This window comes from Neorhizobium phenanthreniclasticum (assembly GCF_040066075.1).
Taxonomy (GTDB): Bacteria; Pseudomonadota; Alphaproteobacteria; order Rhizobiales; family Rhizobiaceae; genus Neorhizobium; species Neorhizobium petrolearium.
The window spans coordinates 116,723-140,015 of sequence record NZ_JBEAAL010000012.1; the positions used below are offsets into that span (position 1 = coordinate 116,723).

23 protein-coding genes are annotated in these 23,293 nt (G+C 58.8%); 12 read left to right on the plus strand and 11 right to left on the minus strand.

The window, feature by feature from the left end; genetic code table 11:
* The first annotated feature begins 87 nt into the window (after positions 1 to 87).
* The 5 genes from panC (at position 88) to ABK249_RS17235 (ending at position 4,293) form a co-directional block, all read left to right on the plus strand.
* Entirely contained in the window at positions 88 to 945 is an 858-nt protein-coding gene (gene panC, locus ABK249_RS17215; protein WP_037145760.1) for a pantoate--beta-alanine ligase, read from the plus strand.
* Between the two features lie 13 nt (positions 946 to 958).
* Positions 959 to 1,780, plus strand: coding sequence for a 3-methyl-2-oxobutanoate hydroxymethyltransferase (panB, locus tag ABK249_RS17220; protein ID WP_037145763.1), 822 nt, complete (start codon positions 959 to 961; stop codon positions 1,778 to 1,780).
* Between the two features lie 92 nt (positions 1,781 to 1,872).
* The gene (locus ABK249_RS17225; RefSeq protein ID WP_348863456.1) at positions 1,873 to 2,853 is read left to right on the plus strand and encodes a quinoprotein relay system zinc metallohydrolase 2; all 981 of its coding nucleotides are present in this window, start codon (positions 1,873 to 1,875) and stop codon (positions 2,851 to 2,853) included.
* Positions 2,854 to 2,880: 27 nt separating this feature from the next.
* Positions 2,881 to 3,699: a quinoprotein dehydrogenase-associated SoxYZ-like carrier gene (locus tag ABK249_RS17230; RefSeq protein WP_415926444.1), complete on the plus strand. Its 819-nt coding sequence runs from the start codon at positions 2,881 to 2,883 to the stop codon at positions 3,697 to 3,699.
* Positions 3,700 to 3,708: 9 nt separating this feature from the next.
* Positions 3,709 to 4,293 carry a rhodanese-like domain-containing protein gene (locus tag ABK249_RS17235; protein WP_348863457.1) on the plus strand — a complete coding sequence of 195 codons (585 nt, stop codon included), beginning with the start codon at positions 3,709 to 3,711 and terminating at the stop codon, positions 4,291 to 4,293.
* Here the strand turns inward: ABK249_RS17235 and ABK249_RS17240 are convergent.
* Positions 4,253 to 5,113: an SDR family oxidoreductase gene (locus tag ABK249_RS17240; protein WP_348863458.1), complete on the minus strand. Its 861-nt coding sequence runs from the start codon at positions 5,111 to 5,113 to the stop codon at positions 4,253 to 4,255. The genes ABK249_RS17235 and ABK249_RS17240 overlap by 41 nt on opposite strands.
* A 91-nt stretch (positions 5,114 to 5,204) precedes the next feature.
* Here ABK249_RS17240 and ABK249_RS17245 point away from each other — a divergent pair, with 91 nt between their 5' ends.
* Positions 5,205 to 6,119 (plus strand): AraC family transcriptional regulator, encoded by a 915-nt coding sequence (locus ABK249_RS17245; protein WP_348863459.1) that lies wholly within the window; start codon positions 5,205 to 5,207, stop codon positions 6,117 to 6,119.
* Between the two features lie 83 nt (positions 6,120 to 6,202).
* Here the strand turns inward: ABK249_RS17245 and ABK249_RS17250 are convergent, their stop codons facing one another.
* On the minus strand, positions 6,203 to 6,397 hold the full coding sequence (locus ABK249_RS17250; protein ID WP_348863460.1) for a hypothetical protein: 195 nt from the start codon (positions 6,395 to 6,397) through the stop codon (positions 6,203 to 6,205).
* A gap of 238 nt (positions 6,398 to 6,635) precedes the next feature.
* Between ABK249_RS17250 and cysD the strand changes: the two genes are divergently transcribed.
* The 3 genes from cysD to ABK249_RS17265 all read left to right on the plus strand — a co-directional run bounded on the left by cysD (position 6,636) and on the right by ABK249_RS17265 (position 10,182).
* A complete protein-coding gene (gene cysD, locus ABK249_RS17255) occupies positions 6,636 to 7,535 on the plus strand; it encodes a sulfate adenylyltransferase subunit CysD (protein ID WP_037145774.1) in 900 nt (299 codons plus the stop codon).
* Positions 7,535 to 9,451 carry a sulfate adenylyltransferase subunit CysN gene (cysN, locus tag ABK249_RS17260; RefSeq protein ID WP_348863461.1) on the plus strand — a complete coding sequence of 639 codons (1,917 nt, stop codon included), beginning with the start codon at positions 7,535 to 7,537 and terminating at the stop codon, positions 9,449 to 9,451. Before cysD ends, cysN begins: the two co-directional genes overlap by 1 nt.
* Before the next feature lie 113 nt (positions 9,452 to 9,564).
* Positions 9,565 to 10,182 (plus strand): sulfotransferase family protein, encoded by a 618-nt coding sequence (locus tag ABK249_RS17265; protein WP_037145778.1) that lies wholly within the window; start codon positions 9,565 to 9,567, stop codon positions 10,180 to 10,182.
* 516 nt (positions 10,183 to 10,698) lie between these two features.
* Here the strand turns inward: ABK249_RS17265 and ABK249_RS17270 are convergent.
* From ABK249_RS17270 to cyoA, 5 genes are read right to left on the minus strand one after another with little or no spacing between them, the layout of a single operon-like run.
* Entirely contained in the window at positions 10,699 to 11,427 is a 729-nt protein-coding gene (locus ABK249_RS17270) for an SURF1 family protein (protein ID WP_348863462.1), read from the minus strand.
* Between the two features lie 48 nt (positions 11,428 to 11,475).
* Positions 11,476 to 11,883, minus strand: a complete 408-nt coding sequence (gene cyoD / locus ABK249_RS17275) for a cytochrome o ubiquinol oxidase subunit IV (RefSeq protein ID WP_037145780.1) — start codon at positions 11,881 to 11,883, stop codon at positions 11,476 to 11,478.
* Entirely contained in the window at positions 11,880 to 12,491 is a 612-nt protein-coding gene (gene cyoC / locus ABK249_RS17280; protein ID WP_348863463.1) for a cytochrome o ubiquinol oxidase subunit III, read from the minus strand. The genes cyoD and cyoC overlap by 4 nt, the downstream gene beginning before the upstream one ends.
* Before the next feature lie 13 nt (positions 12,492 to 12,504).
* Positions 12,505 to 14,508 (minus strand): cytochrome o ubiquinol oxidase subunit I, encoded by a 2,004-nt coding sequence (gene cyoB, locus ABK249_RS17285; protein ID WP_348863464.1) that lies wholly within the window; start codon positions 14,506 to 14,508, stop codon positions 12,505 to 12,507.
* Positions 14,509 to 14,528: 20 nt separating this feature from the next.
* Positions 14,529 to 15,752, minus strand: a complete 1,224-nt coding sequence (gene cyoA, locus ABK249_RS17290) for a ubiquinol oxidase subunit II (RefSeq protein ID WP_037145786.1) — start codon at positions 15,750 to 15,752, stop codon at positions 14,529 to 14,531.
* A 314-nt stretch (positions 15,753 to 16,066) separates the two neighbouring features.
* On the opposite strand from cyoA, the gene ABK249_RS17295 reads away from it, so the two are divergent.
* Positions 16,067 to 17,410 (plus strand): MFS transporter, encoded by a 1,344-nt coding sequence (locus ABK249_RS17295; protein WP_348863465.1) that lies wholly within the window; start codon positions 16,067 to 16,069, stop codon positions 17,408 to 17,410.
* Between the two features lie 65 nt (positions 17,411 to 17,475).
* Here ABK249_RS17295 and ABK249_RS17300 read toward each other — a convergent pair whose 3' ends face one another.
* From ABK249_RS17300 to ABK249_RS17315, 4 genes are all read right to left on the minus strand, one after another.
* Complete coding sequence (locus tag ABK249_RS17300) at positions 17,476 to 18,387, minus strand: dihydrodipicolinate synthase family protein (RefSeq protein ID WP_348863466.1); 912 nt, start codon at positions 18,385 to 18,387, stop codon at positions 17,476 to 17,478.
* A gap of 57 nt (positions 18,388 to 18,444) precedes the next feature.
* Complete coding sequence (locus ABK249_RS17305) at positions 18,445 to 19,587, minus strand: M24 family metallopeptidase (protein ID WP_348863467.1); 1,143 nt, start codon at positions 19,585 to 19,587, stop codon at positions 18,445 to 18,447.
* Positions 19,588 to 19,692: 105 nt separating this feature from the next.
* Complete coding sequence (locus tag ABK249_RS17310) at positions 19,693 to 20,943, minus strand: NAD(P)/FAD-dependent oxidoreductase (protein ID WP_348863468.1); 1,251 nt, start codon at positions 20,941 to 20,943, stop codon at positions 19,693 to 19,695.
* 37 nt (positions 20,944 to 20,980) lie between these two features.
* Entirely contained in the window at positions 20,981 to 21,694 is a 714-nt protein-coding gene (locus tag ABK249_RS17315; RefSeq protein ID WP_348863469.1) for a GntR family transcriptional regulator, read from the minus strand.
* Between the two features lie 441 nt (positions 21,695 to 22,135).
* Between ABK249_RS17315 and ABK249_RS17320 the strand changes: the two genes are divergently transcribed.
* Together ABK249_RS17320 and ABK249_RS17325 are read left to right on the plus strand one after the other, a co-directional pair.
* A complete protein-coding gene (locus ABK249_RS17320) occupies positions 22,136 to 22,384 on the plus strand; it encodes a hypothetical protein (RefSeq protein WP_348863470.1) in 249 nt (82 codons plus the stop codon).
* A gap of 92 nt (positions 22,385 to 22,476) precedes the next feature.
* Positions 22,477 to 23,292 (plus strand): cytochrome c oxidase subunit II, encoded by an 816-nt coding sequence (locus ABK249_RS17325; RefSeq protein WP_348863471.1) that lies wholly within the window; start codon positions 22,477 to 22,479, stop codon positions 23,290 to 23,292.
* Position 23,293: the final 1 nt, after the last annotated feature.

Here is a 23,293-nt window from a genome sequence, read left to right on the forward strand (position 1 = left end):
CGTTATTAATGGTTGGGGCACGTTGACTCCCCGCAGGGCCGGTCTCTATTCAGATCGCCACAAGCTTGGCGCACCGAGGGAGAGATGATGCGGGTTATCCAGGCGATCGATGAGCTGCGCGATAGTTTGCGTCTGCAGGCAAAGCCGGGAAAGCGGGTCGGATTTGTTCCCACCATGGGCTATCTGCACGCCGGCCATATGGAACTCGTCTCGCGAGCCCGCGCGGAAAACGACATCGTCGTAACCTCGATCTTCGTAAATCCATTGCAGTTCGGCGCCAATGAGGATCTGAGCCGGTATCCACGCGATCTGCCGCGCGACAGCAGCATGCTGGAGGCTGCCGGTGTCGATATCCTGTTCGCCCCGGGCGGTGAGGACATGTACCCCCGTCCCATGCTCACCGTCGTCGACGTGCCTGATCTCGGGCGCGAACTGGAAGGCGCGGTGCGGCCGGGTCATTTTGCCGGTGTCGCCACGGTGGTCTGCAAACTCTTCAATATCGTCCAGCCGCAGACGGCCTATTTCGGCGAAAAGGACTATCAGCAGGTCGTCATCATCAAGCGAATGGTCGAAGACCTGGCGCTTCCGGTTCGGGTCATTGCCGTTCCAACTGTACGGGATACAGACGGGCTGGCTCTGTCGTCGCGCAATGTCTATCTTTCGGAGGTGGAGCGGCGCGCCGCGGCGATTGTGCCGCGTACGCTCGATGAAGCGGAACGACTTGTGCGGTCGGGCCAGACCGATCCGGTCAGGCTTGAGGAAATGCTGCGCGAATTCATCGGCCGGGAACCCTTGGCAAATGCGGAGGTCGTTGCAGTGAGAGATGCTTCGACCTTGCAGCCTGTCGCATTGATTGACGAGCTGGTCGTCGTCGCGCTGTTCGTCCGCATCGGCTCCACACGGCTTCTTGACAACAGGGTCATTGGCCGCCGAGGCGTGCAATGAAAGAGAGATTTCGATGAGTGTCCCGGCAAAACAAGGGCGCATTACGCCGAAGCGTATCCGTTCAATGAAAGGCGGGCAGCCGATCGTCTGCCTGGCCGCGTATACGACACCGATGGCACGTCTGCTGGATGCGCATTGCGATCTGCTGCTTGTCGGGGATTCGCTCGGCATGGTCCTCTACGGCATGGAGACGACCGTTTCGGTGACGCTCGATATGATGATTGCCCACGGACAGGCAGTCATGCGGGGCGTTAAAAATGCGTGCGTCGCCGTCGACATGCCTTTCGGCTCCTATCAGGAGTCCAGGGAGGTCGCTTTCCGGAATGCCGTCCGCCTTCTTCAGGAAACAGGATGCGATGCGGTGAAGCTCGAAGGCGGGGAGGAGATGGCTGAGACGATTGCCTTTCTGACGACGCGGGGCGTTCCCGTGCTCGGTCATATCGGCCTGATGCCCCAGCAGGTTCACACGGCCGGTGGTTATCGTTCGGTCGGCCATTCGGATGAGGAGTCCGCAAAGCTTCGGCGTGACGCAAGCGCCATCGGCAGCTCCGGGGCATTCGCAGTTGTCATCGAAGGAACGGTCGAAACTCTTGCCAGGGAGCTGACGGCACAGGTCGAGGTTCCCACCATCGGCATCGGCGCATCCTCGGCATGCGATGGGCAGATTCTGGTCTCCGATGACATGCTGGGCCTCTTCAACGACTTCACGCCCCGCTTCGTGAAGCGGTATGACGAACTGGGTCAGCGGGTTCGCAAGGCAGCCGAGGATTATGCGCGCGAAGTTCGCGCACGCCAGTTCCCGGGGCCCGAACATACGTTCAAGCGCCGATCGTGAGTTCGGGATTTTGTCCGGGATGGCAAACACCCATTGCACGATGACACTCTGCTTCGGCTACCAGGTCGAGGTGAAACGTGCTATTTTAGGGAATGTCGATAGATAGGCTCAACTGGGTCGATGATGCCGGACAGCCCGCCGTTAGCGCCCGCTTCACGCGGCGTGCAGCGTTGGCAATGGGTCTCTGTCTGTGCTGCGTGCCGATGCGTGGCTTTGCGGCCGCGTCTCTTTCGCTGAAAGATGTCGGGAACGGCCTCTTCATTCGTGAGGCGCCGCACGAGGAAGCGACACGGGCCAATAGCGGAGGCATTGCCAATATAGGTTTCATCATCGGACGCGATAGCGTGCTCGTGATCGATCCCGGAGGCAGTCTGGCAGATGGGCAATGGCTCCTTTCAGAAATCAGGAACCGGACCAGCAAACCGATCCGGCATGTCGTAATGACCCACGTCCATCCCGATCATTGCCTTGGTGCTGCGGCCTTTGCTGAAGAGCGGCCGGATTTCGTCGGTCATCACGCTTTGAGGTCCGCGCTCGATGCGCGGGGAAGCTATTATCGCCAGCGTCTTGTCGAGATCGTCGGATCGGAGAACGTAGGCGGCATCGTATATCCCACCCGGGAGATAGAAGATGTCGCCGAGGTCGATCTCGGTGACCGCATTATCCGGTTTACCGCGCACGGCACCGCGCACACCGATTGCGACCTGTCGATGTTCGACACCTCGACGGGGACGCTGTTTCCCGCGGATCTGCTTTTTGTCGATCGCGTTCCCTCGCTGGATGGAAGCCTGCCCGGATGGCTGATCGAAGCCGAGCGGCTCAAGGGCGTTGGTGCTGCCCGCGCAGTGCCGGGGCATGGGCCGGCGATGGTGGACTTCGGACCGGCCGTGGCAAAACAGGTGCGCTATCTCACGGCTCTCCGCGATGAAACACGCAAGGCGATAGCGCAGGGCATTGCGATAGACGAGGCCAGCCGAACGGTGGCTGCGGGAGTGGGCGAAGGCTGGGTGTTGTTCGACGACTATAATGGCCGCAACGTCATTCAAGCTTACAAGGAGCTTGAATGGGAGTAGGCTTCGGATCGAAGCAGGGAGGAGAATATGATGCACATATTGCGACCGGCCTTTGCGGCCGCTTTGATTACGGCGATCTGCGCCGGGCCGGCTCCCGCCGCAGATTCCTCTCAGGCTGATGCCAAGCGAGAGGAGCGCTGGCAACTGATTGCCGACTATCTCTTCGATGATCGGGAAGTTCTTCCAACCGATTCCTTGATCAAGATCGATGCGCCAAAGCGTGCGCAGGATGCTGCGCTCGTTCCGATCACTCTGACGATGCCCGAAAAGGACAGGATCAAATCGGTCTATCTTGTGATCGATGACAATCCTGCGCCGCTTGCCGCTCACGTCACCTTCGGGCTGGCTGCGGATCCTGGCTCGCTGCAGCTGCGTGTGCGGGTCGACACCTACACCAACGTTCACGCCGTTGCCGAGACGAAAGAGGGAAAGCTGTTTTCAGCTGTCGCCTTCGTGAAGGCCTCCGGCGGCTGTTCGGCGCCCTCCGGACCGAGTGACGCGGAAGCGATGAAGGGAATGGGTGAAATGAGAATGAAGTTCGCGGAGAGCATGCAGGACGGACAACCTGCCGAGGCAACGCTGATGATCCGCCATCCGAATTTCACCGGAATGCAGATGAACCAACTCACCCGGCTTTACACGCCGTCGCGTTACATCGACAAGGTGACCGTCTCCTATGGCGACCAGACTGTCCTGGAAGTGTCTGGCGATATCTCCCTGTCCTCAAATCCCGCAATCGGCTTCAATTTCGTGCCGGGTGGCAACGAGCCGATGAAGGTGGTCGCGTCCGACACCAAAGGAGAGCGCTGGGAGCAGAGTTTCAAAGTGCCTCCGGTCACGAATTGAGGTGTAGGCATGTCCGACCTGATTGGAGCCTTGGTGAGGGTTGCCGCTTCACTTGCGATTGCGTTGTTGATGACCGCGGCGGGCACGCAACTGTCCCGGGCCGAAGTGCCGGAGCCGGAAGGCTTGTGGACCGGACCGATGCGAGGGGAGACACCAAAGACGCTTACAGGTGCCGTCGTCATCGATCTGGCAGGCCTTGAGGCGCTCATGCCGAAGAACCCGGTGCTTCTCGATGTCGGCCCCGCCGAAAGGAAGCCGGAGGATTTTCCCCGGGACCGGCTTTGGCTGCCGACCCATCGCTCCATCCCGGGCGCCGCGTGGTTTCCGGGCGCCGGAGCAGCATCTTTTGAGGCGGCGCAGGAAGAAACTTTCTTTCGTCGCGTGGAAGAACTGACTGAAGGCGACAGTTCAAAGCCCATCGTCACCTTTTGCCTTCCCGGCTGCTGGGGGAGCTGGAACGCCGGCAAGCGGCTGGTGATGAAGGGCTATACCGGCGTTCATTGGTTCCCAGGCGGCATCAACAGTTGGCAGGAGGCCCACGAGGCGGTTGAAATCAAGCCAGATAGGGCTTGGGAGTCGGAGCCGGCAAAATAGTCGTGGGGATGAACAGCTCTCTGATCTTCGCCAGGTAGTGGTCTTCGCAGGTCGACCACCGCAGCTTCGCGAGAAGCTTGGTATCGGCGCCGGCGGGATAACGAATACGCTTCCCGTCCTCCGTTGCAGCCGTCCAGGTGGCCTCCGCGACTTCAGCCTCGGTGCAGTACGGTGTCGGATAGTTCGCCATCTTCTCGAAGAAGGCCTGGACGAACCCTTCATAGTCCTTAGGAAAAACCCCTTGCATCCTCGTTCCAGTATTCGCGCCAAAGCTGGTGGTCGGCGCCAGGCCGGGCTCGACGAGCCGGGCCTTGATGTCGAACAGGCTCAACTCGTAGGAGAGCGACTCGGTAAAGCCTTCGATGGCGCATTTGCTGGCGGCATAGACCGCCGACAGCGGCATGACGCCAATGGTGACGCTGGAGGTGACGTTGACGATGATACCGCGGCTTTGCTTGCGCATCTGCGGAATGATTGCGCGGCAACAGGCCATCACGCCGAACGTGTTGGTCTCGAACAGCTCTCGGATCGTTGCCTCGGGCGTCGCCTCTACCGCGGAGGCCAAGCCGATCCCGGCGTTGTTCACCCAGACGTCGATGCCGCCGAAGGCAGCCACACCGTCGGCGATTGCACCGGCGATGCTGTCGGCGTCGGTCACGTCGAGCGGAAGCACTTTCAGCCGATCCGACTGCACCTTAAAGACGCTCGGATCCGGGCGCCGCATGGTCGCGAGGACGTTCCAACCGCGATCGAGGAAAAGCTCGGCGATGGCTTTGCCGTAGCCAGACGACGTTCCGGTGATGAGGATTGTTTTGGTCATTGGTTTCTCCGCTTCTGTCAGAGCGGAGAATAGACATTTGATTAGGACGATCTATAATTATCTGTCTTTATTTTATTATGGATCGTCCAGAATGGACCCTTTCAGCGACATCATCGCCTTGCTGCGCCCTCATGCAGTGTTCTCGAAGCCGATAACCGGCCGCGGAAAGTGGGGCGTGAGCTATTCGGCCTATGCGGCGCCGGGGTTCGCCATCGTGCTCAAGGGGCGATGCTGGCTGTCCATCGAGGGCGCAGACCCGGTGCCGCAGGAGCGGGGCGACTTCGTGCTCTTGCCTGCCTCGCCAGCATTTTCGCTTCTCAGCGAGCCGGGTGCGGCATGCGTGCCGGGCATTCCATCGTTCAGCAGCATCCGGCATGGAGATCCGGAGGGGGAGCCGGACTTCGAGATGCTCGGCGGCTCATTCCAGCTCGAGCCCGTCAATGCCCCGCTGCTGCTGGCCCTGTTGCCGGGTATGATTCACATAAGGGCGGAAGACGGAGATACCTCCCGTCTGGCTCGCATCATTGATCTCATCATGGACGAGTGCGCCAACGACAGGCCGGGGCGCGAAATGATGCTTCAACGCCTCCTGGAGGTCATGCTAGTCGAATGCCTGCGCTGGCCCAGCATCACTCCGGGAGCACTGCCTGCCGGCTTGCTGGCGGGGATGCAGGATCCGGCCCTTGCATCGGTCCTTCGTGCAATGCATGCCAATGTGCGCGCCGGATGGACGGTGGCGGAGCTGGCAAAATTCGCGGGCATGTCGCGATCGGCATTCTCGGCCCGCTTTTCCGAAGCCCTTGGTTGTGCCCCTATGGAATACCTTTCCCGTTGGCGCATGACGCTGGCTCAAGATCTCCTAAGCCGCGGCGGTAAGCCTCTCGAACGCCTGGCAGAAGAGATCGGCTACGAGTCCGCCAGCGCGTTCAGCACGGCGTTTCGTCGGCGTCTGGGGTGCTCGCCCGGTATGTTCGTCCGCTCGCGACGCACTGCGAACGGTCACTAACGTTGCGGCGGAGGGTCGAAGCCATTGCCGCTTGGAGCCGCCGTTGCCATCCAGTGCATCTGCGGAGGGTCACGAGGCGAAGCTCAGCCTGTGCCGAGCACTTTGGCCAAATACTTGTCGAGCGTGATCGGATAGCCGCGCACCCTCACGCCGGTAGCGTTGTATATCGCGTTCGCGATCGCAGCCGCGGCACCGGGATTTCGAGTTCGCCGATGCCCCTGGCCTTCAGCACAGCCGCTGCCCGGCTGCCGTTTATTGCAGTGCTGGTCAGCAGTCAAGTCCGTGTTTCGCGCAAGCGCACCGATCCTCGACTCATCTCCCGGCGTCCTCTCGATCGTATTGAGCCGATGTGGTTTAGTTGACGAGATGGGCGGACGCCTCAATCTGGCCTAACGGGCGGATTAGCCGGCTATACGACAGCAAACGGTTTCCCTGGGATGGAGCCACAATTAAATGTCCGACTTGTTGACAAAGGTAAATTGCCTTCAGCACGGACGTATGGTTTAGGAAAACGTGATGATCGTTAACAATCTTCAAAGGCTAGAGGCGGAAGCCATCCACATCTTGCGGGAGGTGGTTGCGACGTCCGCCAAGCCGGTCATGTTGTATTCGATCGGCAAGGATTCTTCGGTTATGCTTCACCTTGCGCGGAAGGCATTCCATCCAGCCAGACCTCCTTTTCCTCTGTTGCACATCGATACTATGTGGAAATTCAGAGCGATGATCGAATTTCGTGATCGGGTTGCTCGAGAATACGGGATTGAACTTCTTATCCACACCAGTCAGGAGGGGCTGCAGCAAAACATAACTCCGTTTACCCATGGATCAAGCGCTTATACGTATAGTATGAAAACTCTTCCTTTGCGGCAGGCGTTGGACAAATACGGATTCGATGCCGCTTTCGGCGGAGGGCGGCGTGACGAAGAGAAGTCTCGCGCCAAGGAAAGGATCTTTTCGGTCCGTAATTCCCAGCACGCCTGGGATCCGAAAAACCAGCGCCCGGAAATGTGGAAAACCTACAATACTCGGATTGCCCAGAATGAATCATTCCGGGTCTTTCCATTGTCGAATTGGACCGAGCTGGATATTTGGCAGTACATTCTCAAGGAGCGCATTCCAGTTGTCCCACTGTACTTCGCTGCAAAAAGGCCAGTGGTGAATCGTGATGGCACGTTGATCATGGTCGATGACGACAGGATGCCGATACTGGCTGGTGAGCGGATCGAGGAAAGGGTGGTCCGTTTCCGCACTCTTGGTTGCTATCCACTGACCGCTGCAATTGAAGCAGAGGCTTCGACTGTGGAGGAAATTATCCTTGAAATGTTGACAACCCGAACGTCGGAGCGGGAGGGCCGCCTTATTGATAAGGATGAAACCGGATCCATGGAGCGAAAAAAACGTCAAGGATATTTCTGATGGTCGATAATATGCCGAGTGAGCAATTACCGAACCTCTCCCGAATTCTTCATGAGCAGGAGAACAAGTCGCTGCTGCGTTTCTTCACTTGCGGCTCTGTAGACGATGGAAAGTCAACCCTTATTGGAAGATTGCTTTACGATACGAAACTGATTTTCGACGATCACTTGGCAGCGCTGCGACGCGACTCTGCCAGACATGGGACGACATCCAGCGATGACATCGACTTTGCGCTTCTATTGGACGGATTGGAAGCCGAACGGGAGCAGGGCATTACCATTGATGTGGCATATCGTTTCTTTGCTACCGAAAGGCGGAAATTCATCGTCGCTGATACGCCAGGTCATGAAGAATACACGCGCAATATGGCGACGGGAGCCTCGACTGCAGATTTAGCGGTCATGCTTGTCGACATCCGCAAGGGTATTCTACCCCAGACAAGGCGGCATTCCTGTATCGCGTCACTTCTGCGGGTTCCGCATATCGTTTTAGCTGTCAATAAGATCGACCTTGTTTCTTTCGATCAAGAAAAATTCGAGGACATCGTCGCTGAATACAGGCGATTTGCGTCGGACCTTGGCTTTACCTCAATCTGCCCTATTCCAGTTTCGGCCCGTTTTGGCGACAACGTGATCGAAAAGTCGACCAATACTCCTTGGTACGAGGGCCCGACTTTACTTCAGCATCTGGAGACCGTCCCGGCGACATCGGTTGATGCATCCAAACCATTCCGTTTCCCAATCCAATTGGTCTCCCGCCCAAACTCAGATTTCCGAGGATTTTCTGGGCAGGTCGCGGCAGGACGTATCGGAGTAGGTGACCCAGTCGTAGTTGCCAAGTCGGGGCGGATGTCAAAAGTTATGAAGATCAGCACTTACGATGGCTTCCTGCCCCAAGCCGTGGAAGGGCAGGCGATTACTTTGCTTCTCGAAGATGAACTGGATTTATCCAGAGGAGACATGCTGGTCGCGCCGAAGGGACGCCCCCATGTGTCGGATCAGTTTCAAGCCAATATAATTTGGCTCGACAAAGAGCCGATGTTTCCGGGTCGAAGCTACATCTTGAAAACAGAAACAGACAGCGTCGACGCGACGATCACCAGCCTAAGATATCAGATCGATGTTGCAGACTTGGGTCATGTTGCGAGCAAAACTTTGCGCATGAATGAGATCGGCACCTGCAATGTCGCAACGCAGGCGCCGATTGTTTTTGACAGTTACGGCGATAATCGTCTTGTTGGAAATTTTATTTTGATTGATCGTCTGACCAACCGAACTGTTGGTGCGGGAATGATCAATTTTCCTCTCCGCCGCGCGGATAATCTTCATTGGCAGACTCTGGAAGTTACCGCGCAAGCCCGCGCGAATTTGTTGCGCCAGCGCCCCGCCATCGTTTGGTTCACGGGATTTTCAGGCTCAGGCAAATCAACTATCGCCAATAATCTGGAGAAATTGCTCCATGCCAAGGGCAGGCACACATGTCTGCTAGACGGGGACAATGTGAGGCATGGCCTCTGCCGTGATCTGGGTTTCACGGACGAGGATCGTGTTGAGAACATTCGGCGTGTTGCGGAAGTCGCGAAACTTATGGCGGATGCTGGCCTGATCGTGTTGGTAGCGTTCATATCCCCGTTTCGTTCCGAGAGGCAGATGGCGCGCGACTTAATGGGCAGTCACGATTTCATTGAGGTCTTCATCGACACACCGATTGAGGAGTGTGCTCGGCGTGATCCTAAGGGTCTTTATGCCAAGGCAAGAGCTGGGATGCTCCTGAACTTCACGGGCATAGATTCCAGCTACGAAGCCCCTGAAAAGCCAGATATGCACTTGCAGACGGTGGGAAGCAGTCCGCAGGAGCTTGCCATCGCGATTGAGGAGTTTCTTGAGCGTCAAGGTCGTGACCTGGATGAGACCTGAACATCGTGAATCAGAGTAGCCGCAGAATGCGTTCTATTTAACGGCAGAGGACCGAATTTATGAGAGTGCCACGGAATTTCATCGAGAGCCTTCTGTCGAATCGAGGTCTTTCCATGATTCACATCCACACACCGAAGTGCGGCGGAAGCTTCGTGAACAGCGCGTTTGGTGAACGCTTCAAGCAATGCCCTACGCTACGATGGAGTGAAGCAAAGGGACACAAGACCTTTCTTGAATACCGGGACATTTTTGAGAAGCGTGGTGATAGCCTTACCAAGTACGTCCTATTCACAGTCATCCGAAATCCATGGGATTGGCACCTTTCCTGGTTTAACTACGTATCGAAGGATGCTGGTGGAAGAAATTCCGGCATGCTGTTGGAACATGAGCAGATAAAAGACCTGAGTTTCTCCGGTTATATCAAATGGCTTGAAGATATGGACCAACCGAGGTCGCTTCACGATTATGCACGAAGGCAAGTGAGTGACTGGATTATTGATGAGAATGGAAAAATTGCTGTCCATGAAGTATTGAGGCAGGAGAGGCTCGAGGAAGATCTTCGGTCACTTAAGGAAAAGTACGGGCTTCGGATAACCGTACCCTATGGCCAACGAATAAATTCCTCACGGAGCGAGCGCGGCTACAGATGGTCCTATTCTGACGAAGATGCGGAAATAATTGCGCGGCGGCATCAGCGTGACATCGCCTTATTTGGCTATCGCTTCGAATAGGCTCGTTGGGATTGATGTTGATCGCGAGCAGGTATCATACGGCAGTGTGCTGAAGATCACCGAGCCTGGGCACAATCTCACAGCGGCTGCAGCGAACGACCAATCGAAATGGGACAGGAGGTCCGACGCGCCTCATGTGATCCGAGCCGGACTTCCCGGCCGCAGGGAGGGGTATTTGGGGGGCTTTCCCGCGGCAACGGCACTATCTTTTGCCACCCTGAATGGTTCCAGTTCCGTTAGTAGACGTGGCTAACATTTTGTAAATATCCACACATCCCGTGCCGAAGCGAGGCAGAACCTCTCAAAATCAGGGCCGCGGCGGCTTTGACAGGCACTTTCCGTCATCCTCACTCCTGTTCTCGATGGCGGCAGTGATTCGAATGCCCTGAATACTGGGATTGAAGGGCGGAGAATTCGGGCCTGTAGCATATCGGCCGAAAACGGGACGCCCTTTCGGGATGACGAAAGATCAGTGAGTTAGATCACCTCGAGCGAATCCGCGGGATGCGGAGAATCTTAGGCAATCTGCCTGCGAAAAATCGCGAAAGCCGCGCCGGCGCTCATGGCGGCCAGCAGATACCAGGTGATTGCATAAACGAGGTGGGTGTTGCGGAACTTGACGACCGTCAGTCCGCCGACCGGCAGGCCACCGGGATTGGGTGTCGCATCTACATCGATGAAATAGGGTGCAACGTTCGTCAGGCCTTTTGCCGCGGCGATCGCCGCGACGTCACGCGAGTACCAGCGGTCGCTTGCCGGGTCGTTGTTCCGCAAGAAGGCGCCGCCGGGTTCCGTCATTCGGAGAAGGCCGGTGATTTTGACGGAGCCTTCGATCTCGTCCTCGGCACGTGATGCAGGCTCGCGTCTGTCGACCGGGACGAAGCCGCGGTTGATCAGGATTGTTGTTCCCTCCGCCAGCCTGAGCGGCGTTATCACCCAGAAGCCGGCGCCGAGTTCGGTGACTGCCTGGACGAGGGTTTCCTTACCATGATCGAAGGTGCCCGACGCAGTCACACGCCGGTATTCGTCCTTTTCAGCATCAACTCCCGGCCACGCGGATGGTGACGGTGCCGCGACCGGCGCAGCGTGAATGCGAGCGTCTACGCGGGCGATCAGATCGAGTTTCCAGAAAAGCCGCTGCACCTGCCAGGTGCCGAGCCCGAGGAAAGCTGCGGCCAGCAACAGCATGGCCGCCGCGAAAAACCGGCGGGGCTGCGCCGAACGGGCCGGTTTGTCCGGCGTCATGTTTCCAATCTTTGGGCGATCCGGGGCCGCGCTCATCGGTTTTGCCCGTCAGGGCATGTTCTTCATCATTTCCGGTGACATTGGCATCATATTGACGTTGAGGTGATGCATGACCCAAAGGGAGCCGGCGAGCGTGATGCCGACCAGCACCAAGGTGAAGATCAACGCCATCATCGTCCAGCCGCCTTCCGAACGTGGGTTCATGTGCAGGAAGTAGATCATGTGCACGACGATCTGGATGACACCGAACCCCATGACGAGGAAGGCCGTGAACAGCTTGCTGTCGAAGACGCCGCCCATGACGAGCCAGAAGGGAATGGCCGTCAGGATGACGGAAAGCGAGAAGCCGATGAGGTAGCTCCTGAGGGTGCCGTGACCAGCCTCGTGGCCGTTGCTGTGCCCGTGATGCGCATTGTGGGCATCTTCATGGGCGGGTGCGTGCGGGTGCGAGCTCATCCGAGGACTCCCATCAGGTAAACGAAGGAGAAGACGCCGATCCAGACGACGTCGAGGAAGTGCCAGAACATCGACAGGCACATCAGCCGGCGCTTGTTTTCCGGGATCAGGCCGTGTTTGGCGACCTGCACCATCAGCGTGATCAACCAGATGATGCCGAAGGTCACGTGCAGACCGTGGGTGCCGACCAGCGTGAAGAAGGAGGAGAGAAAGGCACTGCGGGTCGGACCGGCGCCCTCGTGGATCAGGTGATTGAACTCGTAGAGCTCGAGAGCGAGGAAAATCGCTCCGAAGACACCGGTTACAGCAAGCCAGAAGAGCGTTTCGGCCTTGGCATTCCGCTCCATCTGCAGCATCGCGAAGCCGTAAGTGATCGATGAGAGGAGCAGCATCGACGTGTTGATCGCGACGATCGGCAGATCGAAGAGATCGGCGGGCGAGGGGCCTGCCGCGTAAGAGCGGCCGAGCACGCCGTGGGTAGCAAAGAGCACTGCGAAGATCAGGCAATCGCTCATCAGATAGAGCCAGAAGCCCAGCATGGTGCTGCCTTCCGGATGGTGCTCTTCCTTCAGGTAGAATTCCGGCTTCTCTGTTTCTTTAAGTTGCATTTGACTTGGCATGTCAGGTCCGTTCCGCGAGCAGTTTCGAGCGCGCGTTCTCCGTTGCGGCCACTGTTTCCGACGGGATGTAAAAATCCCGGTTGTAGTTGAAGGTATGGCCGATCGCGACGGCGAGCAGGGCGACGAAAGAGGCGATCGCCAGCCACCACATGTACCAGATCATGCCGAAGGCGAGTGCGACGCTGATCGCGGCCAGGATGACGCCGGTGCCGGTGTTCTTCGGCATATGGATCGGCTTGAAGCCGGCAAGCGGACGCTCGTAGCCGCGGCTCTTCATGTCGTACCAGCTGTCGTGGTCGTGCACGACGGGGGTGAAGGCGAAATTGTAGTCCGGCGGCGGCGAGGAGGTCGACCATTCCAGCGTGCGACCATCCCAGGGATCGCCGGTCGTATCGCGCAGCTGGTCGCGCTTGAGAAATGAAACGACGAGCTGGATGACGAAGGAGGCGATGCCGAGCGCGATCAGGAAGGCGCCGAAGGCAGCGATGACGAACCAGATCTGCAGCGACGGGTCCTCGAACTGGGATACACGGCGGGTGACGCCCATCAGGCCGAGTACATAGAGTGGCATGAAGGCGAAGAAGAAACCGATCTGCCAGAACCAGAAGCTCATCCTGCCCCAGAACGGATCGAGCCTGTACCCGAAGGCCTTGGGGAACCAGTAAGTCACGCCCGCCAGCACGCCGAACACCACACCGCCGATGATGACGTTGTGGAAGTGAGCGATCAGGAAGAGCGAGTTGTGCAGCACGAAATCCGCGGGCGGGACGGCAAGCATGACGCCTGTCATGCCGCCGATGACGAAGGTCACCATGAAGCCGACTGTCCACAGCATCGGAACCTCATAGCGGATGCGGCCGCGATACATGGTGAAGAGCCAGTTGAACATCTTCGCACCGGTCGGGATCGAGATGATCATCGTGGTGATGCCGAAGAAGGCGTTCACAGACGCGCCCGAACCCATGGTGAAGAAGTGGTGCAGCCAGACGATGTAGGAGAGGATCATGATCACGCAGGTTGCGTAGACCATCGAAGCATAACCGAAGAGGCGCTTGCCGCAGAAAGTGGCCACCACTTCGGAGAAGATGCCGAAGGCCGGCAGCACGAGAATGTAGACCTCCGGGTGGCCCCAGATCCAGATGAGGTTCACATACATCATCGGATTGCCGCCGAGGTCGTTGGTGAAGAAGTTCGTACCCGCATAGCGATCGAGCGTCAAAAGGGCGAGCGTGGCGGTCAGGATCGGGAAGGTCGCGACGATCAGCACGTTGGTGCAGAGCGAGGTCCAGGTGAAGACGGGCATCTTCATGAAGGTCATGCCGGGTGCCCGCATCTTGACGATCGTGGCGATCAGGTTGATGCCCGACAGCGTCGTGCCGACGCCCGCCACCTGCAGACCCCAGATATAATAGTCGACCCCGACGCCCGGACTGTAGTCGGCGCCGGAAAGCGGCGGGTAGGCGAGCCAGCCGGTTCTGGCAAATTCGCCGACGAAAAGCGACATCATTATGATGATCGCGCCGGCCGTGGTCATCCAGAACGAGAAGTTGTTGAGGAACGGGAAGGAGACGTCGCGCGCGCCGATCTGCAGCGGCACGACGAAGTTCATGAGCCCGGTCACGAAGGGCATGGCCATGAAGAAGATCATGATCACGCCATGCGCGGTGAAGATCTGGTCATAATGGTGCGGGTTGAGGTAGCCTTCATTGCCGCCGAAGGCGATCGCCTGCTGCAGGCGCATCATGATCGCGTCGGCGAAGCCGCGTAGCAGCATGATCAGCGCCAGCACCACGTACATGATGCCGATCTTCTTGTGGTCCACGCTGGTGAACCACTCTTTCCAGAGATAGCCCCAAAGCTTGTATCTGGTGATCAGCGCCAGGATGGCGATGCCGACGATCGCGACGACGAGGAAGGTCACGACGAGAATGGGTTCGTGATAGGGGATGGCTTCCAATGTAAGCCGCCCGAAGAGGAATTGCGTTAGCGTGGTGTTGCCGAACATGGGTTTCTACCAGATCTCTTTCAGGGCTTTGCCGGAGCGACGTTGTTGATCTGCGCCGGCGCGGCACTGCCCTGCGAGGTTCCGGGGGTGCTTCCGGGCGTATCGCCCTGCATGTTGTGCATGTCGTGGTTCATCGGCTGCCCCTGAGACCCGTTGTGCGACTGGGGTCGCTGAGGATTGTTCACGCCTTCCGCCGGTTCGGGGCTGCGGGCCGGGTTGCCGGTGGCAGGGAAGGTAGCTGCGGGAGCCGGCGTGCCGTGGGCGGCTTCACCTGCATGGCGGCTGTCGTATTCCAGCCGGTTGCGGTTCTCATGGCTTTCCGCGCCGCCGCCGCCCATCATGTCGATATGCATCATCTCGCTCATGCACATCTTGCCCGGCGTGGCGCACATGTTGAGTACGGCGTTGTAAAGTCCGTCCTCGACGCTGGCATAATAACGGACCGGCTCTTTTGCGCTCGGCTTTTCAAGCTTCAGATAGGTGTCGCGATTGAGTGCTGTGCCCTGGCCCTTCACCCGCGCGACCCATGCGTCGAAGCCGGCCTGCTGCAGGCCATGGAACTTGAAGCGCATGTGGGAGAAGCCGTCGCCGCTATAGTTCGCCGAAAGACCATCATATTCGCCCTCCTTGTTGATGACGGCGTGCAGCTTGGTCTCCATGCCCGGCATGGCGTAGATCATGCCGGCCAGCGCGGGCACGTAGAAGGAGTTCATGACCGACGATGCGGTGATCTTGAAGTTGATCGGCACGTCAACGGGAGCGGCCATCTCGTTGACGGTCGCGATGCCGTAGTCGGGATAGAAGAACAGCCACTTCCAGTCGAGCGCCACGACTTCCACCCTCAGCGGCCTGACTTCAGCGGGGATGGCCCTTTCGGCATCGATGCGATCCAGCGGCCGATAGGGATCGAGCTTGTGGGTGCTGATCCAGGTCACGGCGCCGAGTGCGATGATGATGGCAAGCGGTGCCGACCAGATGATGACCTCCAGCCGTGTCGAATGATGCCAATCGGGGTCGTATTTCGCGGCAGTGTTTGAACTGCGATAACGCCACGCGAAAAACAGCGTCAAGCAGAGGACGGGCACGATGATCAGAAGCATCAGCACCGTCGAGACGACGATCAGATCCGCTTGCTGCGCGGCGATATCGCCCGATGGAGACATGACGACCAGGTTGCATCCGGTCAGCGCCAAGGCAGGCAGGAGAGCGAACAACCGTCCGGTGAACTTCAACAGAGTGGGCATCTCGGGCTCGAAATTTGCGTTTTGTCTAGTGTGGACTAATCGCGGCGATGCCCCTGCTGGAATGAGGTCGTTCGTCGCAGTGCAGCAATCTGTCGCGGTGCAGCAAGATTTTTTGTCGATCGTTTTGGTCAAAGCTTGTCGCCGTTGGAGTAGCATATGCCAATCGCTGTTCGCGGAAATCTAGGACAGAACCCCTGGCCCGCCAGAGTCTCGTGCCACTACAATCGGCGTTTTTTGAAGAGGTTCCTTGAACTCGGCCGGCATTTGATCAACATTTCAAGGCTGAGGCGGATTATCGCCAGGAGGAAGGCTTTATGAGCACGGTCGTCAATCCCACATCGTCAGGTATGGAGCGGGATGCTCGCCGCATTCATGACGACAAGCCGATTTCGCCTGGCAGCATCGCCATCGGTGTGATCATCGGTCGCATGTCCGAGTTCTTCGATTTCTTCGTCTACGGCCTCGGCTCCGTGCTGGTTTTCCCCAAGCTGATCTTCCCGTTCGCCCCTAATCCGGTGGCGGCCACCCTCATGTCCTTCGCGATCTTCCCGCTCGCCTTCATGGCGAGGCCGGTGGGCTCGTTCGTCTTCATGTGGATCGACCGCAATTACGGGCGTGGCACCAAATTGACGGTCGCCCTGGTTATCCTGGGCGGATCGACGGCCTCGATCGCTTTCCTGCCAGGTTACGACACGATCGGCCTGTGGTCGGTGGCGCTGCTGGCGCTTTTCCGCCTGGGGCAGGGGTTTGCGCTCGGCGGAGCCTGGGACGGGCTGGCTTCGCTGCTCAATCTCAACGCGCCGCCCAACCGCCGGGGCTGGTATGCGATGATCCCGCAGCTCGGTGCGCCTTTCGGTTTTGCGCTGGCGAGCATCCTGTTCGGCTATTTCGTCGCTAATCTTTCCGAAGAGGATTTTCTCTCCTGGGGCTGGCGCTATCCGTTCTTCGTCGCGTTCGCGATCAATGTCGTGGCGCTCTTCGCCCGCCTGCGTATCGTCGCCAGCAAGGAGTTCGGAGCGGCTATGGAGGCGCGTGAACTGGAGCCCCGGCCAGTCTTCGAAATGCTGAGCAAGCACGCCCATGACGTTGTGCTCGGCGCCTTCGCGCCGCTTGCGAGCTTTGCCATGTTCCATCTGGTAACGATCTTCCCGTTGAGCTGGATAACGCTCACAGGCGGGCAGTCGGCCGCGGAATTCCTTTGGGTGCAGGTTGCGGGCGCGGCTGTCGGCGTTATCGGGATCGTATTGTCCGGCGTCATCGCCGACCGTATCGGCCGTCGCAACCAGTTGATGATCGGCGCAGTTATCATCGCCATCTTCAGCTTTTCCGCGCCGTTCCTGCTGGATGCCGGCGGGACGGGGCAGGATGCGTTCATCATCATCGGTTTTGGTATTCTGGGCCTCTCGTTCGGCCAGGCCTCGGGGGCCGTCTCCTCCCGTTTCGGGCAATATTACCGCTATACCGGCGCTGCTTTGACATCCGATCTCGCCTGGCTTGTCGGCGCAGGCTTCGCGCCATTGGTGGCGCTGGGGCTCGCCAGCAGTTTCGGTATCATCTTCATCGGCGGATATCTGATTTCCGGGGCGATCTGCACGATCATCGCGCTCAGCCTTAGCCGGGTGCTGGACCAGAGTAATGAGCCGGGCGGGCAGCGGTAACCTGACATGAAAATGCCGGACACAAGGCCCGGCATTGAAAGTTGACCGTGAAAAGGAGGGCTGCCCTACGCAGCCTTTCTGCTCAACGTCGGACGTGTCGCAGCCGCCTTCTCGACCATGGCGGTGACTTCTGCCCGGCGCGCGCCGGAAAGCGGCATGCGTGGCATGCGCACGCGCTCGGAGCCGCGGCCCATGATCTGCTCGGCGAGCTTGATCGACTGGACGAGGTCGTGTTCCGCGTCGAGATGCAGAAGCGGCATAAACCAGCGATAGATGTTACGGGCCTCTTCCCAGTCGCCCCGCTCAGCAGCGGCAACCAACGCGACGGATTCCCGCGGGAAGGCGCTGGTGAGGCCGGAGACCCAGCCCTTGGCACCGAGCAGCAGCCCTTCGAGCGCCACGTCGTCAAGGCCGGCGAAAATATCGAACCGGTCGCCGAAGACGTTGATCAGGTCTGTGAAGCGGCGCGGATCCGGTGCGCTTTCCTTGACCGCCTTGATGTTCGGCACGTCTTCGAGCTGGCGCAGCACGTCGACGCCGATATTGACGCGATAGGCCGGCGGGTTGTTGTAGAGCATGATCGGCAGCGAGGTCGCTTCGGCAACCGCCTTGAAATGGGCGACGAGCTCTTCGGGCTTCGGCACGTAGACCATCGCCGGCAGCACCATCAGGCCGTCGGCACCAAGCTTTTCGGCATCTTTCGCATAAGCCACCGCGCGGCGGGTGTCGAATTCGGAAACGCCGGTGACGACCGGCACCCGACCGTTCACCACTTCGACGGCAGCTTTCAGGATCGTGCGCTTTTCTTCCGGGTCGAGCGAATTGTTCTCGCCGCAGGTCCCCATGACGATGAGGCCGTTGACGCCATCATTGACGAGCGCATCCTGCACGCCTTGCGTAGCCTTGAAGTCAACGGAGAAATCTTCATTGAATTGTGTCGTCACTGCGGGAAAGACGCCGGTCCAGCCTGTGGTCATTGGAAGAACTCCTGTGGTTGATGGATCGTACCATGCGCGTGTCCCTGTCGGGGCTTGTCACGCGAACGGCTCCGTCGGGCTTTTTGCGGGTTGGGTGAACCATTCAGGCCCGGTTTCGGTCATATGGATATGGTCTTCGAGACGGATGCCGAACCGGCCGGGGAAAACGATCATCGGCTCGTTCGAGAAGCACATGCCGGGTTCCAGAGCAGTTGCATTGCCCCGGACGAGATAGGGTTCCTCGTGGATTTCGAGGCCCAATCCGTGCCCTGCGCGATGCGGGAGGCCCGGCAGCATATAATCCGGACCTAGCCCGTGTCTCGCGAGCACCCGCCGGGCTGCGTCGTCGAGGCTGCCGCAGGTTGCGCCGAGGCGGGCGGCGTCGAATACGGCCTGTTCCGCCTCGCGTTCGACCGCCCAGGCGTCCGCGAATTCCTTGGTAGGCTCTTCCAGCATATAGGTGCGGGTGAGGTCGGAGTGGTAGCCGTCCAGCCGGCAGCCGGTATCGACCAGCACGACATCACCCGGTGCATAGACTTGGTCGCCATCGGCGCCGTGCGGCAACGAGGTCGCCAGCCCGAACGAGACGATGCAGAAGGACGAGCTGCCTTCGGCGCCAAGCGCGCGGTGCTGCTCGTCGATATAGCGAACAACTTCGGAAGCCTTGACGCCCGGCTTGATGAGGGCATGTGCGCGGCGGTGGACCTCCAGTGTCAGGCCCATCGCATGTTCGATCAGAGCAATCTCGGCCTTCGACTTGCGAAGCCTCAAATCGCGGATGAGCCGGCCGCCATCGACAAGACGGTCAGGGCCAAAGATCGCGGCGAGCTGATGGTAGACGAAGAGCGGCAGGGCATCATCGAGCGCGAGCTTTCCTCCCGCCGGCATCAGCGAGGCAACCAGCGCCGCGCTCGACTCATCCTCCTGCCAAGTGACGATTTCGCCCGGAAGCCGGGGTAGGGTTTCGACGCGGCTCCGCTCGAAGCCGGGCGCGATGTAATAAACGTCTTTCGGCGTCACCAGCGCGCCGAGCAGGCGCTCGCTTGGATGCCATTCGAGGCCTGTGAAATAGCGCAGGCTTTCCGTCGAACCAAGCAGCAGTCCTTCGAGACCTTTTTCCGCAAGCGTGGTCTGCAGCCGCTGAAGGCGCCGTCGTCGCTCGTCATCGGTGATCTTCGGGACGGGATGAGACCAGGACATAGCCGGTTCCTTTTCAATATTGGAAGGTTCTATACAGGTTTGTATTTAGTTTGTCGACAATGCATTTGGACGCATTTTTCCGGCGCCTGCGAATGCTCTCAAGGATTAACGAAAACGGCCGATCCGAAACGGCTCGATGGAAAGGGCGGGCTGGCGGCGAGCGGCAAGATCGGCGACCAGACGTCCGGTTGCTGCCGATTGGGTCAGGCCGAGATGCCCGTGGCCGAAGGCGTAAATGACCGCTGGTGTGGCACTCGAAGGGCTAATGACAGGCAGGCAGTCCGGCATGGAGGGGCGAAAACCCATCCATTGGCGGCCACCCTCAGCCTGTAGTGTGGGCAGAAAAGCCCTCGCTTTCTTCAGCATGGCTTCCGACCTCTTGTAGTTCGGCGGCAGATTGAGCCCTCCGAGCTCGACCGCGCCGCCGACGCGGATGCCGGAGGAAAGCGGCGTCACCACGAACCCGTGGTCGTTGAAATAGAGCTGGCGCTGCAGCGGGAAGGCACCGGGGGGCAATGTCGTGTTGTAGCCGCGCTCGGTTTCGAGCGGCGCATAATCGCCGAGACTTGCGGCGACGGACTTCGACCACGCACCACCGGCAAGCACGACGGTCTTTGCTTCGAAGGCTGCGCCATCCGAAAGCGCTACGCGGGCACCCGATGCCGTCGGTTCGATGCGCGTGACCTCGCCGATCCTGAGCGAGGCGCCGCAAGAGATGGCGTGGTCGACAAGTGCTTTCGTGAAATCGTAAGGATCGCAAACCTGCAGGCCATCCGGGGTGAAGATGCCATGCCGGAACTGCGGCGCCAGTCCTGGCTGCAGGGTTTCAATTTCGCTGCGGCCCACCCGGTTGAACTCGAAGCCGGCATTGCGTTTCGCCTCCCAATCGGTCGATGCTGCAAAGAGGCTTTCTTCGCTGTCGTAGAGGTCGAGTGTCCCGGTCCGGCTCACCATCTTCTCGAGGCCGGTGCGCCCGATGACCCGAAGCATCTCACTGCGTGCCAGCGGCATCATTTTCGCGTTCACCTCGACCGTTCGATTGAAAGCAGCGCGAGCGCCGGCGCGCCAGAAGCGCCACAGCCACGGCACCATGGCGAGCGCATAGGAGGGCGGAAGGCTGAGGGGACCGAGCGGATCGAGCAACCATTTCGGCGCCTTCCATATCGTGCCGGGCGCGGCGATCGGGATGATTTCCGGAAAGGCAAGAATGCCGGCATTGCCGCTGCTTGCGCCTCTCGATACCTCTCCGCGTTCGATCATCATCACCGAACGGCCATCCTGCTGCAGGTAATGCGCCGCCATCGCGCCAATGATACCCGAGCCGATCACGACGGCATCGACCGAAGGGTTGTTCATGGTATCTATCCTGTGTGACGAATTCGGAAGGTATGGGTCAGCTGGCCGAGAGATCGATCGGATGGCCGAGATCGCGGGCGACATAGTCCTGGATCTGTTTGACGATCTGGGCGGCATGCCTGATGGCGAGCTGGTCGGCACGCTCTGGATCGCGGGCCTCGATCGCAGCGATCATCTCTTCGTGCTCATCGACATATTGGCGGGGCAGGCGGTCATCGAAGGTGCGGTAGTAGAGCCTCAGGATGCGTCGTCCTTCATCGAGAAGCCGCGTAAACAAGGCGGTGTAATAGGGATTGCCGGCAAGTTCGGCGATTGCCACATGGAATTCGCGGTTAGCTTCGATCATCGCGAAGGCATCGCGGGCGACCACGGCCGCGGCAAATTCCTCCTGACGCCTGCGGATATCGCCCATCGCCTCCGATGTCGCGTGCAATGCTGCGCCGCGAGTGGTTACGCGGTACATCAGCGTCAGCGCGTCGAAATAGGTGGGTAGTGCCGCGAAATCGATAGGCGCGACAATCGTATTGCGATTGGGCAGCGTCGTGACGAGGCCCTCGCCGGAAAGTCTCAGCAGCGCCTCACGGATCGGTGTGCGCGACATGCCAAAACGGTCCGACAGCCGGACCTCGTCAAGCGGGCTGCCCGGCGTCAGCGTCATGGCGAGAATCTCACGGCGGAGTACGGTATAGACGCTCTGGGTGCCGGAGCCGCGGACGCGGGTAACACCGTTTTTTTCCGTTTCTTTCGTCACTATCAATCACCGTCCTATGCAACGTCAGCGATGCTGCGGCGACAATTGCACACATTGTGTCGACAGAAAATTCCTATATGCCAAGAAGACTCGATTTCTGGACTTTAGGGTACGGTCTTTGGTTCCATAATATGTATTATGAAATTATTGTGTGTAGCCACAAAGTTAGAGTGCCGTGTTCCTGCAAAGTAAGAATGGCACGGTTCCCGCGTTTTGATGGCACAGAATCTAGGCCCCTGCCCTCCGTTATCAGTGAGGCTCTCAGCGAGGAGTTCTATCGAGCAGCATGCGATCTCATGCCTTGCGAACCTCAAATCAGGTGACTGCCCGTGGAGCCAAATATGTTGCTTGAGACCTTCGAATGGTGGAACCGATTGACTTGCTACTGCGAAGGACTACTTTTTAGAGATCGCAAATTCATCCGCACAAGGATAGCAGTGGATGCTGAAGCGATTGGGCAACCTTGAGGAGGATGAGGTTTGCCATGGAATATCGTTTTCTTCTGCTAATCGGCGCGTGGGAGACGCAACGACGTTACGTGGCCATCTTCGCAACCCAAAATTGAAGGTGAAAGCTGCGAAGACGGCATTCGGCGACCTGAAGGACGAGCAGAAATCAGCTGTCCGAAACGGGCGCTGCAAGTTGACCGACTGCGGAACAGATCGGTTGAAAATGCCTAATTTTCTGTAATTACACGCATTTTATGTCTATGAGATACTAAGGCCAATATTTGCGGAATGCGGTTCATATCCACGGTCGGATCGGCTCAGGGAGGGGCGATAATGGCTGTCGTGCTGATTCTCGTTTTGCTGGTGCTGGGCTCCGTGTTGTTCCACATGCTGAGCCCCTGGTGGTGGACGCCGATCGCGTCCAACTGGTCCTATATCGACAGCACGCTGGTCATTACCTTCTGGATCACCGGCATCGTCTTCGTGGCTGTGGTATCCTTCATGGCCTATTGCGTCTTCCGCTTCCGACACAGACCAGGCAACCGAGCGGCCTATGAGCCTGAGAACCGCAAGCTGGAATGGATGCTGGCATCGGTAACGGCGGTCGGTGTCGCAGCCATGCTCGCGCCCGGCCTTGTGGTGTGGAACCAGTTCGTCACGGTGCCGGACGAAGCCGTCCCTGTGGAGGTCGTGGCACAGCAATGGTTGTGGAGCTTTCGGCTGCCGGGAGCCGACGGTAAACTCGGCCGGTCGGATACGCGCGACGTTACCCCTGAAAACCCGCTCGGCCTCAACACGAACGATTCCGCAGGGTTGGACGACGTGATCATCGAGGGTGGAGAGCTGCACTTGCCGGTCGGTAAGCCGGTCCGGGTATTGCTGCGCTCCGTCGATGTCCTTCATGATTTCTACGTGCCGGAATTTCGCGCCAAGATGGACATGATCCCTGGCATGGTGACCTATTTCTGGCTTACGCCGACGCGAACGGGAACCTTCGAGATCCTCTGCGCCGAACTCTGCGGCGTCGGCCACTCGCAGATGCGCGGAACCGTCGTCGTTGATGACGAAGCGAACTACCAGACATGGCTGGAGCAGCAACAGACGTTCACCCAGCTCCTGGCATTGGGAGAGCCGCAACCGGCAAATTGAA

What these genes read in the sequence shown, in the direction of transcription:
- cyoD (WP_037145780.1), bottom strand. Translation starts at nt 11,883, where the DNA reads ATGAGCTCGCACCCGCACGCACCCGCCCATGAAGATGCCCACAATGCG.
- ABK249_RS17230 (WP_415926444.1), top strand. Translation starts at nt 2,881, where the DNA reads ATGATGCACATATTGCGACCGGCCTTTGCGGCCGCTTTGATTACGGCG.
- ABK249_RS17225 (WP_348863456.1), top strand. Translation starts at nt 1,873, where the DNA reads ATGTCGATAGATAGGCTCAACTGGGTCGATGATGCCGGACAGCCCGCC.
- ABK249_RS17320 (WP_348863470.1), top strand. Translation starts at nt 22,136, where the DNA reads ATGCTGAAGCGATTGGGCAACCTTGAGGAGGATGAGGTTTGCCATGGA.
- ABK249_RS17325 (WP_348863471.1), top strand. Translation starts at nt 22,477, where the DNA reads ATGGCTGTCGTGCTGATTCTCGTTTTGCTGGTGCTGGGCTCCGTGTTG.
- ABK249_RS17310 (WP_348863468.1), bottom strand. Translation starts at nt 20,943, where the DNA reads ATGAACAACCCTTCGGTCGATGCCGTCGTGATCGGCTCGGGTATCATT.
- panC (WP_037145760.1), top strand. Translation starts at nt 88, where the DNA reads ATGCGGGTTATCCAGGCGATCGATGAGCTGCGCGATAGTTTGCGTCTG.
- cyoA (WP_037145786.1), bottom strand. Translation starts at nt 15,752, where the DNA reads ATGCCCACTCTGTTGAAGTTCACCGGACGGTTGTTCGCTCTCCTGCCT.
- ABK249_RS17300 (WP_348863466.1), bottom strand. Translation starts at nt 18,387, where the DNA reads ATGACCACAGGCTGGACCGGCGTCTTTCCCGCAGTGACGACACAATTC.
- panB (WP_037145763.1), top strand. Translation starts at nt 959, where the DNA reads ATGAGTGTCCCGGCAAAACAAGGGCGCATTACGCCGAAGCGTATCCGT.
- ABK249_RS17305 (WP_348863467.1), bottom strand. Translation starts at nt 19,587, where the DNA reads ATGTCCTGGTCTCATCCCGTCCCGAAGATCACCGATGACGAGCGACGA.
- cysN (WP_348863461.1), top strand. Translation starts at nt 7,535, where the DNA reads ATGGTCGATAATATGCCGAGTGAGCAATTACCGAACCTCTCCCGAATT.
- ABK249_RS17265 (WP_037145778.1), top strand. Translation starts at nt 9,565, where the DNA reads ATGATTCACATCCACACACCGAAGTGCGGCGGAAGCTTCGTGAACAGC.
- cyoC (WP_348863463.1), bottom strand. Translation starts at nt 12,491, where the DNA reads ATGCAACTTAAAGAAACAGAGAAGCCGGAATTCTACCTGAAGGAAGAG.
- ABK249_RS17295 (WP_348863465.1), top strand. Translation starts at nt 16,067, where the DNA reads ATGAGCACGGTCGTCAATCCCACATCGTCAGGTATGGAGCGGGATGCT.
- ABK249_RS17235 (WP_348863457.1), top strand. Translation starts at nt 3,709, where the DNA reads ATGTCCGACCTGATTGGAGCCTTGGTGAGGGTTGCCGCTTCACTTGCG.
- ABK249_RS17245 (WP_348863459.1), top strand. Translation starts at nt 5,205, where the DNA reads ATGGACCCTTTCAGCGACATCATCGCCTTGCTGCGCCCTCATGCAGTG.
- cyoB (WP_348863464.1), bottom strand. Translation starts at nt 14,508, where the DNA reads ATGTTCGGCAACACCACGCTAACGCAATTCCTCTTCGGGCGGCTTACA.
- ABK249_RS17240 (WP_348863458.1), bottom strand. Translation starts at nt 5,113, where the DNA reads ATGACCAAAACAATCCTCATCACCGGAACGTCGTCTGGCTACGGCAAA.
- ABK249_RS17270 (WP_348863462.1), bottom strand. Translation starts at nt 11,427, where the DNA reads ATGACGCCGGACAAACCGGCCCGTTCGGCGCAGCCCCGCCGGTTTTTC.
- cysD (WP_037145774.1), top strand. Translation starts at nt 6,636, where the DNA reads ATGATCGTTAACAATCTTCAAAGGCTAGAGGCGGAAGCCATCCACATC.